Genomic DNA, 13,848 nt, shown 5'->3' on the forward strand with positions numbered 1-13,848 from the left:
TCAGATAAGCAGGAAGTATTGGAAGAGTCAGATGTTGTTCAGCGTGTTGAGTTTCTACTTGCTGTTATCGAAGGTGAGGTTGATCTTATTCAGGTAGAAAAACGCATTCGTGGACGCGTTAAAAAGCAAATGGAAAAGAGTCAGCGAGAGTACTACTTGAATGAGCAGATGAAAGCTATTCAAAAGGAAATGGGTACTCTTGGAGAAGGTGGCAACGAGTTTGAAGAATTAGAAAATAAAATTGCGACTGTTGGCTTAAGTGCAGACGCAAAAGAAAAAGCTGAGAGCGAGCTTAAGAAGCTAAAAATGATGTCGCCAATGTCATCAGAAGCATCGGTTGTTCGCGGCTATATTGATTGGCTTGTTGGTATGCCTTGGAAGAAGCGTAGTAAGGTAAGAAACGACCTAGCTAAAGCGAGAGAAATTCTTGATAGTGACCATTATGGGTTAGAGGAAGTAAAAGATCGTATTCTCGAATATTTGGCGGTTCAAGGGCGTGTTAAAAAATTAAAAGGCCCTGTGTTATGTCTTGTGGGTCCTCCAGGTGTAGGTAAAACTTCATTAGGTAAATCGATAGCAAAAGCCACAAATCGAAAGTTTACACGTGTTGCTTTGGGTGGTGTTCGTGATGAGGCAGAAATACGTGGTCACCGTCGTACCTATATTGGGTCAATGCCGGGTAAATTGGTCCAGAAAATGACCAAGATCGGTGTTAAGAATCCGATGTTCCTTTTGGATGAGATCGATAAAATGGGGATGGATCATCGTGGTGATCCAGCATCTGCTCTATTGGAGGTTTTAGATCCCGAGCAAAACTCAACGTTTAGCGATCATTACCTAGAAGTCGATTACGATTTGTCTGATGTGATGTTCGTTTGTACGTCCAACTCGATGAATATTCCGCCGGCATTGCTGGATAGAATGGAAGTAATTCGAATTCCTGGTTATACCGAGGATGAGAAGTTGAATATTTCCGAGCGTTATTTAATTCCTAAGCAAGTCAAGGATAATGGGCTTAAAGAGGGAGAGCTTATAATCGACGAGTCAGCAGTGCGCGATGTTGTTCGATACTATACGCGAGAGGCTGGAGTGCGTGGCTTAGAGCGTGAAATTGCAAAGCTGTGCAGGAAGGTTGTTAAGCAGATTGCCCTCAAAGAAGTAAACGGCCAGTTGCGTGTCGACGCAGATAATCTGTCTGACTTTTTAGGCGTAAGGAAGTTCAGTTACGGTAAAGCGGATGTCGAGGATCGTATCGGGCATGTAACCGGATTAGCTTGGACTCAGGTAGGCGGTGAGTTGCTCACAATAGAGTGCTCGAGTGTTGTCGGTAAGGGTAAAGTTGTTCGAACGGGTTCTCTTGGTGATGTAATGCTAGAGTCTATTCAGGCAGCTATGACGGTTGTTCGTAGCCGAGCCGATGCATTGGGTATTGATGCCAATTTCCATGAGACTAACGATGTGCATATTCATGTGCCAGAAGGTGCGACTCCAAAAGATGGGCCAAGTGCTGGTATTGCCATGTGCACAGCGATGGTATCTGCGTTTTCAGGAGTGCCTGTGAAGGCCGACGTCGCGATGACAGGAGAGATCACGCTTAGAGGTCAGGTTCTTGCGATTGGGGGCTTGAAAGAAAAGCTGCTAGCTGCGCATCGAGGTGGAATAAAAACCGTATTGATTCCGCATGAGAATGAGAAGGATCTCAAAGAGGTGCCTGAAAATATTAAAGAGTCTTTAGATATCATTCCAGTTAAATGGATTGATGAGGTGCTCGATATTGCCCTCGCATATGCGCCGGAAGGTCAAGCGGATTCCTCATCAAAAGGCCAAAAAGGGCAGAAAAACAAAACAAAAGGCTCAGATAGCAGAATAAATACGCATTAGCGTAAATGCTGCCTTGACAGTGGTTTTAGACAGTTGGTATAACTTGTTTCGTCGTCTGGCAGCAGTATTCTAGCGGGCTCTGAGACCACTCAATAGAATTTCTAAAAAGTTAGAACTCTATACTAAGAAGAATTAGATCGCGTCTTAATTAAATAAGAAATGCGTCCAACATCTAACAACGTAAACCAAATTAAACTAAGGGGTTTAGTGTGAATAAATCTGAACTTATCGATGCAATTGCAGATTCAGCAGACATTTCAAAAGCAGCAGCAGGACGTGCGGTAGACGCGTTCGTTGATTCAATCACTGGTGCTTTAAAAGGCGGCGATCAAGTAACGCTTATCGGTTTCGGAACTTTTTCTGTAAAAGATCGTGCAGCTCGTACTGGTCGTAACCCACAAACTGGTGCGGAAATCCAAATCGCAGCAGCAAAAATTCCAAGCTTCAAAGCTGGTAAGGCTCTTAAAGACGCTGTTAACTAAGCGTTTGCCTGAAAGTAGCCGAGAGGCTACTCGTCGAAAAGGCGTGTTCTTAGGAATGCGCCTTTTTTGTAAATATCGTCACTAATAAAGTGATAGTCATACAGTTTAAGTAGTTATTTCAGAGGGCATTATGCTTCAAGACGTTCGTCAAGGTATGCAAGGTACCACAGCGAAAGTAATCGTTTGGGCGATTGCTATTACATTTGCGCTGTTTGGCGCTGAATCCATTGTTGGTGGTATCAGTGGAGAGCCAGAGGTTGCAGAAGTGAATGGTGAGGGCATTCCAGAGTCGGCGTTTCAGATCGCAGTAGAGCGAAAAAAACGTCAGCTTTTGATGCAGATGGGCGACGCAGCTGATCCGGATTTGATTGATGATGGACTTCTCGGTCAGTCAGTGCTTGATGGAATGATTCAGGAAAAAATTCTCGAACAAGACGCTTCAGATAAAGGTTTATTCATATCTGTTCAGATGGTGGACGAGTACATTCGAAATATGAGTGAATTCCAAATTGACGGGCAGTTTAGTAATGAAAGAATGCAGTCAGTTTTAGGCTCAGCTGGATTTTCTTTAAATACGTTCAGAGAAAGCTTGGCTAAACAGTTTGTCTTAGATCAGAGTCGTTCAGCATTTTTGGGCTCTTCATTTGTATTAGACGCTGAAGAAGAATCTTTGTTGAAGCTTGATCGTCAGACGCGTGACTTTGGAATGGCGGTATTAGACTCTTCACAATTTTTAGATCAAGTGTCGGTGTCAGATTCGGATGTTGCTAGTTACTACGAAAGCAATCAGGAGTTGTTTAAGAAACCTGAGAGCGTAGATGTGTCTTATGTTGTATTGCGTCAATCTGAGCTAACAGATGTTGAAGTGACAAGCGAAGAGATCGAGGCTCGCTATGATCAAGAGATTCAAGATTTTGTGGGAGAAGAAGAGCGTAACGCTTCCCACATATTGATTGCGATTACCGAAGAGTTGGATGAGTCATCAGCACTAGCAAAAGCGCAGGAATTGAAAGCACGAATTGACGCGGGTGAAGATTTCGCAGAAATCGCGAAACAAGAATCTGCGGATAAGGGCTCTGCCGAAAATGGTGGTGAGTTGGGTTATTCTGCTAAAGGCGTATATGTTTCTGGATTTGAGGATGCTCTTTTCGCACTTGAGGAAGGTGCTGTTTCTGAGCCGGTAAAGACGGAATTTGGTTATCACGTTATCAAACTTCTTGATATTCAAGTTAACGAGCCTCCAGCACTTGCGGATCGCGCCTTAGTGATCGAGGAAGAAATTAAGCAAGAAAAACTATCTAATTTATATGTGGATTTGAGCCAGCAACTTGCTGACATTAGCTATTCTGCACCTGATCTAATTGATCCGTCTGAGGAGTTAGGGTTGGAGATTAATCAGTTGGCTGGTGTTTCTCGACTTACTCAAGATGCTGTGTTTTCTAATGTGAAAGTGCAAAGGGCTCTTTTTAATGAAGAAAATCTTTCGGGCGAAAATAATAGCGAACTGATTGAGCTTGACGAGGGCGTAGCGGTCGTTTTTAAAGTGGAAGATTATCATCCGGAATCAATTAAGCCTCTTGATCAGGTACGTGATCAGGTTGTATCTCAGTTAGAGTCTGAGAAGTCCAGAGACTATGCGGCATCTATTGGAAAGGCATTTGTTGATCGCGTCGAAGCTGGCGAAAAGGCAGAAGCGGTGGCTGCTGACATGGAACTTGACTGGCAGCTTAAGACTGATGTGCGTCGTGACAATGCTTTTGTTGATGCAAGCTTGTTGTTCAAGGTGTTTGCAATGCAAAAACCCAACGATGGTGAAATTACTGTAGCTGGCTTTGATTTAAGCTCTGGAGAGTTTGCGTTGGTAGCTTTGACTTCAGCAAACGAGGGTGATCTCTCAGATATCACAATTATTGAGAAGCAGGGTATTAAGGGCTCTCTTGGGGCGAGTTATGGCGGTACCGATTACGCTGCATACATGATGAGTGTCGAGTCTTCAGCTGAAGTTGAGAAACTGTAGTCAAGTTGGTTAGTTTAGACGGGAGCAAATGCTCCCGTTTTTTGTTTGCCCATATAGATTGAGTACTGGTTATCTTTAAAATAAAGTGAATTGCGGTATCTTGCGATTCCAAAATAACACTAAGTTTTATTTGGGTTTTTCGTTAATTTAGCGAAGCCCTCTCGGAAGCATCAATGGTTTTAGTTACGACTGCGTCAGTATTGTTTCTAAACTTGCTATTAGGCTTTAAGGAAGTAGAGCCACACGAGCAAGGATTAGTGTATTACGGGTTTGATAATTCTAATGACAAACCAGAAAAGTTCTTTTTTGAAGAAGTTGAACCATATTCTGAAATTAAGTTTCGAAATATTGTTCGACAAGCATACGACTACAGCTGTGGTTCGGCCGCATTAACCACAATTCTACAACATTATCTCGGGCGTAATTTCCAAGAACGTCAGGTGATGGAAGGACTGCTTCACTACGGGGAGAATGAAAGAATCGTAGAGCGTCGCGGTTTTTCGATGCTTGATATGAAGCGACTTGTTACAGCATTGGGGTTTCCTGCAGGTGGTTTTCGGGCTGAAATGCAAGACTTAATTGATTTGGACCATCCGGCAATTGTCCCTATTCAATACTCCGGATTTAAGCATTTCGTGGTGGTTAAAACGGTTAAGGATGATCGTGTGTTTATCGCTGATCCATCTAAAGGCAACTTAACTTTCACGATTGATCGATTTAAAGAAGCTTGGGACCAAAACGTATTGTTTGTTGTGTTTCCAGGTGACACTAAGCCAGTTGATGGATTGGAATTGAGAGAAGAAGATTTGCGGTTTATTGATGAGCAAACGCTCTCTTTGCAAGCATTCCAAGAATATCCAGATTATTTCGATATGCGCCAGTGGAGAGTGCAGAACGAAATTGAACGTTTAAAGAATAACTCTCCAGAAGATATTGCGAATGGAGCGCCTACAGTCGAGAACACGACTAAGACGCTACATTACCGTAGAAACTAATATAAAGCGAACGAAGCGAGTATTAACAAGGATTTTCCCATGGCTGTATGGTTACGGCTGATAGCGGCTTCTGTGTTTCTAACAGGAGTGAGTCTAGATGTTTTTGCAGAAGAAAAGTCATCTACCGATAGGGCGCGTGAAGCACTCGCGCAACAAGGAGACGATGAGAGCGAAACGGCTCAACTTGAAGAAGTATTTCAGGCGGCAGAAAAACGCTATTCGATGCTGAAATCTGGCGGTAAATCTCTCTCTTATTCTTTTAGCTATTCCTACACATCTGATACGCGAATCGATTTGGAAGTAGTTAACAATTTAGTTCGTAACTTGGATGTAAACCCTACAGCAACCCATAGCATGACAAACAGCTTTAGTTTTGCTTATGGTATTTTGAATAACGTTACGATTAGCACCAATATCCCATTGTCTACGCGATACGACACCACTCGCGAACTTTCTGTCACCGACTTTGGCGATATTAGTCTGGGTTTGCGTTGGCAGCCTTTTGCTTATGTTCCTGGGCGCCCGACTATCACCGTAAATTCTTCGCTAAGTACAAAAACAGGCGTTAGCCCATACGAAATAAACCCGCAGCAACGATTGTCAACCGGGAGCGGCACATATGCATTTAGCACTGGAGTAAATGTCTCAAAAGTATTAGATCCAGTGGTTGTGTTTGGCTCTGTGAATGCGGGTTATTCATTTGAACAAAATGGTTTGAACCAAGTTCGTGGTGGACGAGTGCTTAAAGCGGTCCATAACGGACAAAGTTTTTCATTCTCAGGCGGGTTTTCTTACTCCTTATCTTATGACACTTCGTTAAGTATCTCTACGAACGTGAGTTACAACACAGCAACGAATTTGTATTTTACCGACGGAACCAATGCTGAAACACAAGACTCAGCCAGTGGGTCGATGAATATGTCATTAGGTATTCGTGTTGATCCGACCACAATTATCAATACAAGTTTTGGTTTTGGTCTGACGGAAGATGCGTCTGACTTTAATTTAGGATTCTCTTTGCCGATTAACATCGGTGCGTGGACTTGGTAAGTCCACAATCGGAGTGAATGTGAGAGAGTTTACAAAACCAATCCAGCGAGCGTTTGTTGCGCTGACAACGATCATGCTCGTTTTTCCACCTCAACTGCTAGCGCAGGTTGGTAATGGCATTACGATAGATAGCCGTGCTATGTCTTTGGGTAATGCTGTTGTAGCGGATCGCGATCCCAGTATTGCAGCTGTGTATCATAATCCTGCAGGTCTAACGAACTTGAAAGACCGTCAGTTCGAAGTTGATCAGTATATTATCGGTCTCGATTTGGACGCTGCTTATATCGCCGGTGACGATTATGAGATATTTGGTCTAGAGGGCACGGGACTTAATACCTACGATCCTTCGGTTCCTAGAGATCCAGTGGTTGGGCCTGATGGCTACGGAGAAAGCCATACGAGTAAACCAGCGATTTACATTCCAGGATTTGGCCTTCAGCAATGGGTATGGAGTGGTCCCGCGCCTTTGCCGTTCCAGTTTGGTTTTTCTGTTAATGAGCCAGGCTCAAAATTTACATTCGCTGCAAAAAACTACATGCACTCTCCGTTGGGGCTTTTTAAAGACGCGGAAGACCCCGGGACATTCTTAGGTAAAGAGGCTGCTATACAGCGATATACCTTTTTCTCCCCAGCGGTTGGCTATGAGATTAGTGATGAATGGTCCGTAGGTGCCGGTATACAGCTTTCGCATCAGGGTTTTGCTATCGCGCAGAACAACCGTGCGCCAAACTTCTTGATTGCAGTAACCGAGATCTTACAGGATGCGTTCGCATGTGAGTTCGACAAACCTATTGGTAAGCGTCGAGATCCATTGCAGCCATTCTTATCCTTGTGTCAGGGCAATATTGGACCTTGGGATAGCGTAGGACGCATAGATATAGATATGCAGCAGTCATTATCGCCTACTTATAATCTAGGTGTTCTCTGGGAACCTACTGATTGGTTCTCTTGGGGAGCATCTTATATGACGGGTGCTGAGATGGAGCTGCGCGGCACTTTCCTTATGGATTATACCGATGAATGGACGGCCTTCTGGCAGGGCTTCAACGGATCGATTATTGGTGCGATAACCGCTGCGATACTTGGCTTGCCTCGAGGGGTGCCATTCGAGGCTGGTAATATCTATATGGACTATGAAATACCGCAAACATTCAAGAGTGGTATTAGTATGCGGGTTCATCCTGAATGGACCGTTAACCTTGATGCGACTTGGACAGACTGGAGTGTTTGGGATGAATGGACATTTCATTTTGATCGCCCCTTAGAGTTACTGACTACTGCCCGTCTTTTATCTGGTTTGGTGACCGAAGATTCGTTAACTCTGCCATTAGGTCTTGAAGATACTTGGCACTATGGCATTGGGATTACCCAGCATGTGAACTCGCGTTTAGACATCCGTTATGGACTGGAGCTTAGGGACTCGCCTGTCGGTAAGGATGTTTTTGGGCCTGTGCCAGTCGGTGATATGAAACACTGGGGCATAGGCTTTGGTTATAAATGGGACAAGCAAACTAAAGTTGGGGCGAGCATGTTTTACATGCAGTCGGTCGATTACATTCCCAACAATACGAGTTGTAACCTAAACTGTACTAACTTCACTAACGTGGTATACAACCCTTATGCGGGGCTAGATGTTAAATTCTCGTCTAGAATCTACGGTATCGGGCTACAGTTCAAAAGACAGTTCTAATATGCTGCTTAGAATCTCTTTCATAATTCTTCTGTTACACGCGTCAAGCTTAGTGCATGCTAAGCGTTATGTTGTGTCTGACGACGCTTTTGGAAGCACGAGTGCAACGCCTCTTTCTGAGTTGAGTGAATCTGAGAAGTCTCGTCTTGAAGAAAGGGAATCTTCAGCGGTATCAGAGCCTGATAGTCCTACTGAAAACTCAGTTAGCACAAGTGACAGCTTAGCTCAAGACCCTGCATCGGAGTCCGAAGCTTTATCAGGGGAGCAATCACAACAAAGTTTAAGTCAACCCTCAATCATTGAACCGAATAGCTATTCAAGCGATTCTTCTGTTCCCTCAAATGTGCCTGATGCTAATTCTGTTGCAGGACAAGAAGCTGAAAACCCTTTTGAAAGAGAGTTGAGGTTGTCTCAGGAGAATGAGACAGATGAGGTCATTCGGCGCTTAAGAGCGAATGAGGGACGAAATGCGTATGATGCAACGAAAGTCAATCCTGCTGAGTTTGTAGACAGTGAAGATCTTCTTCAAGGCAATGTAGATAGCGATGGCGATCGTCCATTCTTCGTTACGTTTGATGGTACTGGTGAGTCGAATGTTATTTTTTACAGCCCGCAGGTGATTAAGGAAGAAATAGAAAGACGTAAGACCAATGAAAGTGTCAGCAAAGCAACTACTCATTCGGTAGAGGATGTTAATCAGTCTATTTCACTTCCTGATAATGCCGACCCAAACGTTGCTAGAATTTTGTCCTTAGACGAGGCTGATAGCTACTTCGAGCGTTTTAATACGCGTTGTTGTAACAAAATCCCGAACGTTGGTGTGTTACAACTAAGGTCTGACAAGAGCTTACATGTCCCTATTGGTCAAGACGACTTCTCTTATCGATTCATTGATGGCGATAGTCGCTATCGTTTGGTCCGTGTGCCGAATTTAAAGAAAGACTATTTACTCACTGTAAAAACCTTTGTGAAGGGATATAAACAGTATGGGATAAAGCATGGTGCTTTTATTCCTCAGATTGTGATGCTCGATCGAGATAAAAATGTAACACGTGTGATAAGTGATATTTCTGCTACTTCGCATGCTGAAACGTGGTCTAGCTATGGCTATTTAAAATCTGTTATCGAAGTAAAACAGACGGATGTCGATGCAGAAACCATGCTGTTGGTCTATACGAGAGCCAAAGATCTGCGAACAGTATCAGTGGTTGAAGATAGCTCGGGGTCTTGGGAAGTAAAACACATGGAAATTGGCTCTCTAGAGCTAGAGATTCCCCAAAATCAGATTTACCCTTAGAAAATCAAGCGGCGTGTTTAACAACGTTGTTGTCCTAACCAATTAAATATATGAGCCTGGACTAGAGGAAGACTGGTACCACCGATCGTCCAATGGCAAACTCCCTCCATCAGTTGAAGTGTTGCCTTGTTTTGAAATAGAGATTTAATCTTTAGTTGCAGTGCTGGCGGGGTAATTCGATCTTCTTTTCCGGATAAAATAAGAATCGGGCAATCTATTTTTGTCGGGTCTACTTTCGTCGGTGGGTTAGAAAGAACAAACCACATACCAATCTCTGTAGACGCTTGTCCGGACTCCAGTGTCGATAGTGTAAAAATATCTTCTTGGGTTCTTTCTGTTTGGGTATTGGCAATGCCGTATTGCACATTACGAAGCGTCAGTTCGGTTGTTTTTTTCCATAGCGGAAATTTGAATAAATTGTGACCAAATGAACGGATAACAGATAAGCTCCATCCATTAATGCCCGCTGGCGCTGCACTCGATAGTAAGACTAAGCGATGAATTTTTTTCTCTTGGGCAACAAGTTGTGCAATCAGTCCGCCCATAGAGTGGCCAACAAGAATTGGTGCTTCATCAAGCTCATCAATATAACTTGTTACGAACTCAACATAATCTCTGATGCTTGTAGTCGCTAATTGCGCTTTCGTTATTGATGTATGGCTATCCTTAGGGATGTGAAAAGGCAGATCAGGCGTGTGGGTCTCATACCCTTCAGACTCAAAGGTTCGCTTTAATTCAGATAGGGTATCACCCGTACTCCACATACCATGAATGATAACCACGGGAGGGAAACTCATATCGTACATAAAGCGACCTCTGTCTTAGTCATTTTAATTATTAAGCGGCTTTATTCTTAATCGAAGACTCAACGGAAGCATTATTCTTGCTCTCGAATTTCATAAACTCATCCGCTACTGGATGATTCAACAATATTTTTTTGTCTTTCGCGTAATTCATTTCTAAGCGCCATGGGCCTGCTTTACCTTGACGTGGCAACATATGCTTAGCACGTTGAGCATAGCCAGGTTCAAAGCCGTCTAAAATTCCTTCCGAAGCTTTGTTGTCTCCGTTATCTGTCGGAGTGGCTACTACATGACCTTGACTATCCATGTGTTTTATTAGCCTGCAAATATAACGGGACGCAATGTCGCATTTAAGTGTCCAAGGTGCATTTGTGTATCCAAACACCCAAGAAAAATTTGGTATACCTTCTATCATAACGCTCTTGTACGTCATTTTTTCAGATAATGGGCTCGCTTCTCCATTAACCGTCAGATTTAAACCTCCCATCATTTGAAGGTTAAGCCCCGTCGCCGTTACGATGATATCGGCTTCCAATTTCTCTCCAGATTTCAAAATTATGCCGTTTTCACTAAATCGATCTATTTCATCCGTCACAACACTCGCTTTTTTGTCTCTTATTTTTGCGAAGAAGTCACCATCAGGTGCTGCACATAGACGTTCTTCCCATGGGTTGTAGCGAGGCGAATAATGTTTCGTATCGACGTTTTCTCCGAGTTCTTTTTTGACATTTTTCATTAGGAGCTTTCGCATAAAATTCGGCCATTTCATACTGACAGCGTACAGTGCTCTTTGAATCAAGATGTTTCGCTTACGAGTGATCAAATATGCCCAAGAGTCAGGCATAATTTTGGTCATAAAGCGCGCGATTTTGTCTGTGTCAGGTAATGACATAATGTAGGTAGGAGAGCGTTGGAGCATCGTAACGTGCGCTGCTGTATCGGCCATGGATGGAACGATTGTGATCGCAGTTGCTCCACTACCAATGACAACTACTTTCTTACCGCTGTAGTCATAGTTCTCAGGCCAGTGTTGAGGATGAAGAACTTCGCCTTTGAATCTATCTTCGTCTAAGAACTTGGGTTTATAACCTTGATCATAGTCGTAATATCCCGTGCAATTTAAAAGGAATTGGCACGTGAAGTTCTCCGTTTTTTGAGTTTGCTCATTAAGAGCGGAGAGTTCCCATTTTTGAAGTGTTGAAGACCAGTTGGCACTGATTATCTTGAGGCCGAACTTTACCTTCTCGGCGATGCCGAATTCTTGCGCTGTATCGTTTACATAGTTTCTTATGTCTGGACCTTTAGCTAACACAGTGTCAGAGAACCAAGGTTTGAATTGGTAGCCAAAACTAGTCATGTCTGAATCTGATCGAATGCCAGGGTATTTAAATAAGTCCCAAGTTCCGCCCATTGTTTGTCTTCGTTCAATGATTGCTAAAGACTTATCAGGACATTCTCTCGATATGTGGCAGGCGCTGCCAATTCCTGATAGTCCAGCGCCAATAATAATCACATCGAAATGTTGTTCTGTCATTTTTCTTATCCTGTTTAATCAAGTAACCACGAACGACTAGTATGCTTGAGAACACAGAGCCTGGCTTTGTTGTTGCCAAGATAAGAATTGATATTTTTGTACGGCGCAGTTTATGTGACATTTTTGGTTAACAAACCTTTCAGCAGTGCGGTCTCTGAAATGTGACTTACCTCGTTAAATGGCAAACTGACTTTGTATCCTGAACCAAGTGCTTCCTCACAATGGTTGCCATTTGTACTCAGTTGCATGTCATTGGCGGAAATTTCAATGTTTCCTTCTGGTGTAAGCAAGGTAAGTTTGTCGTTAATTCCGAACTTATTTTTTGCAATAAAATGGATGCGGCTCTGCTCTTTGTCGAGACTCACTAAATCAGCCACAAATAATTGTTTCTCGGACCGAGAATTACCTGTTTCATAATTCTGGTATTCATCGGGCAAGTGACGTCGGTAAAAGCCTTCTGTGCATTTACGATTCGCCATGCCTTCAAGCTCGTTCATTAACCCCATGTTGAACTCTTTACCGATGAGCGCATCGTTAATGGCTTATCGCTATACTTGAGCTGTTCTTGCCGCGTAATAATAAGATTTCGTTCGACCTTTTATCTTCAAAGAATCTACGCCGATATCTATCAAACGTTTCACATGTTGAACTGCTCGAAGATCTTTCGAGTTCATGATGTAAGTACCATGCTCATCTTCATAGGCAGGCATATATTCACTAGGTCTGCCTTGTTCTTGAAGCAGGTAGATTGGCGAAGAGTTTATCCTAGCCGTATCCCCAATATCACTGGAGTCAAAGGTTTGTATTCCGGGAGCTTTAGCGATGATGTCGCCTTCAATTGTTTCTTTCGCTTCATGCGCTTGGTATTTCCAGCGGAAACTGTTAGTACAGGCTCCTTGATTTGAGTCTCGATGGGTCATGTAGCCTGATAGTAAGCAACGATCTGAATAGGCAATACATAACGCGCCATGAACGAAAACTTCCAACTCCATGTCGGGACAACGCTGCTTAATTTCTTCTACTTCGTCGAGAGATAGTCCTCTAGATAGGATGACGCGGGTAAGTCCTTGTTTCTGCCAAAACTTTACGGTGGCCCAATTAACAGCATTAGCTTGCACAGACAAATGAATAGGCATATCGGGCCACTTCTCACGAACCATCGTGATGAGGCCGGGATCAGACATGATAATTGCATCGGGCTTCATGGCGATGACTTCTTCCATGTCACGCAGATACGTATTCACCTTGTTGTTGTGTGGACTGAGATTGCTAGCGATGAAAAACTGTTTGCCAAGTGAGTGCGCAATTTGCACCCCTTTCGCGAGATTTTCTATTTTGTTGAACTCATTTTCTCGCACGCGTAGAGAATACCGAGGCTGACCTGCATAAACGGCATCGGCGCCATAGGCAAATGCATACTCCATATTTTGAATAGAGCCTGCAGGGGAGAGTAATTCGATTGATTTCATTTGTGAGTCGCTAGTCTGTGACATAAAAATGCTCGCGATTTTAGGGGCTTATGTGCCGATACAAACTGATGTGGATCAAGACTAGTAAAGAGAGGGGGGGGGAGTCGCGTTAAGTTTTATAGTGATTTGTCGTAAAAAGTGAAAATTATTTATGAATCAATTACAAACCTGAACGATCTCATATTTAGATGCCCGCTTATTCAATATACTCGGCAAGTTTTTATGTTTTAGGTGTTTCATGACTATTAACCCAAGTAATGTATTTGCCGAGGCGCTAACAAATTATCAGCGGGGTCAGTATCAAAAAACTGCACAGCTTCTTAATACTCTGCTGCAAGCGAATATAGCCTCACCCGATATTTTTAATTTAATGGCTTCTGCGTTGTTTCGATTGGGTGATCGCGATAACGCCAAAAAGTTATATTTAGCATCATTGAAAATGAAGCCTGATTATGCCCAAACGCATGTCCACGCAGCAGGCTTTTACCGACAGATCAGCGAGTTAGATCTCGCGACTCAGCATTACGTCAAGGCATTTGAACTTGACCAAAATGATCGTGAGTCGTTAATGAATGCTGCGCTTGTTCTTCAACAGTTGGAACGTTGGGAAGCATCTGAGGAGGTCATTGA

General features: G+C 43.3%; 12 protein-coding genes. 8 read left to right on the forward strand and 4 right to left on the reverse strand.

What is annotated here, in order from left to right:
- The 7 genes from lon to A3738_RS02855 all read left to right on the forward strand — a co-directional run.
- The coding region (lon, locus tag A3738_RS02825) for an endopeptidase La (RefSeq protein WP_068763336.1) at nt 1-1,881 on the forward strand (1,881 nt) is incomplete at its 5' end.
- 209 nt (nt 1,882-2,090) lie between these two features.
- Nucleotides 2,091-2,363, forward strand: a complete 273-nt coding sequence (locus A3738_RS02830; RefSeq protein ID WP_068477044.1) for an HU family DNA-binding protein — start codon at nt 2,091-2,093, stop codon at nt 2,361-2,363.
- 130 nt (nt 2,364-2,493) lie between these two features.
- The gene (locus A3738_RS02835; RefSeq protein WP_068477042.1) at nt 2,494-4,380 is read left to right on the forward strand and encodes a SurA N-terminal domain-containing protein; all 1,887 of its coding nucleotides are present in this window, start codon (nt 2,494-2,496) and stop codon (nt 4,378-4,380) included.
- 173 nt (nt 4,381-4,553) lie between these two features.
- On the forward strand, nt 4,554-5,375 hold the full coding sequence (locus tag A3738_RS02840; protein WP_068477040.1) for a C39 family peptidase: 822 nt from the start codon (nt 4,554-4,556) through the stop codon (nt 5,373-5,375).
- A gap of 39 nt (nt 5,376-5,414) precedes the next feature.
- Nucleotides 5,415-6,425, forward strand: coding sequence for a flagellar protein FilC (locus tag A3738_RS02845; RefSeq protein ID WP_068477039.1), 1,011 nt, complete (start codon nt 5,415-5,417; stop codon nt 6,423-6,425).
- 19 nt (nt 6,426-6,444) lie between these two features.
- Entirely contained in the window at nt 6,445-8,115 is a 1,671-nt protein-coding gene (locus A3738_RS02850) for an OmpP1/FadL family transporter (RefSeq protein WP_197472344.1), read from the forward strand.
- A 73-nt stretch (nt 8,116-8,188) separates the two neighbouring features.
- Nucleotides 8,189-9,412, forward strand: coding sequence for a MalM family protein (locus A3738_RS02855; RefSeq protein ID WP_197472345.1), 1,224 nt, complete (start codon nt 8,189-8,191; stop codon nt 9,410-9,412).
- A gap of 17 nt (nt 9,413-9,429) precedes the next feature.
- On the opposite strand, the gene A3738_RS02860 is transcribed toward A3738_RS02855, so the two are convergent.
- The 4 genes from A3738_RS02860 to yegQ form a co-directional block, all read right to left on the reverse strand.
- Nucleotides 9,430-10,218: an alpha/beta hydrolase gene (locus A3738_RS02860; protein WP_068477035.1), complete on the reverse strand. Its 789-nt coding sequence runs from the start codon at nt 10,216-10,218 to the stop codon at nt 9,430-9,432.
- A gap of 31 nt (nt 10,219-10,249) precedes the next feature.
- The gene (locus A3738_RS02865; RefSeq protein ID WP_068477033.1) at nt 10,250-11,749 is read right to left on the reverse strand and encodes an NAD(P)/FAD-dependent oxidoreductase; all 1,500 of its coding nucleotides are present in this window, start codon (nt 11,747-11,749) and stop codon (nt 10,250-10,252) included.
- A 110-nt stretch (nt 11,750-11,859) separates the two neighbouring features.
- Nucleotides 11,860-12,255 (reverse strand): U32 family peptidase C-terminal domain-containing protein, encoded by a 396-nt coding sequence (locus A3738_RS32500; RefSeq protein WP_068501476.1) that lies wholly within the window; start codon nt 12,253-12,255, stop codon nt 11,860-11,862.
- A 42-nt stretch (nt 12,256-12,297) separates the two neighbouring features.
- The gene (gene yegQ / locus A3738_RS02870; protein WP_369819758.1) at nt 12,298-13,242 is read right to left on the reverse strand and encodes a tRNA 5-hydroxyuridine modification protein YegQ; all 945 of its coding nucleotides are present in this window, start codon (nt 13,240-13,242) and stop codon (nt 12,298-12,300) included.
- A 214-nt stretch (nt 13,243-13,456) separates the two neighbouring features.
- Between yegQ and A3738_RS02875 the strand changes: the two genes are divergently transcribed.
- Nucleotides 13,457-13,848 (forward strand): tetratricopeptide repeat protein (locus A3738_RS02875; RefSeq protein ID WP_156503904.1); only part of this gene is annotated, 392 nt, incomplete at its 3' end.

It is taken from the genome of Oleiphilus sp. HI0066 (genome assembly GCF_001635725.1).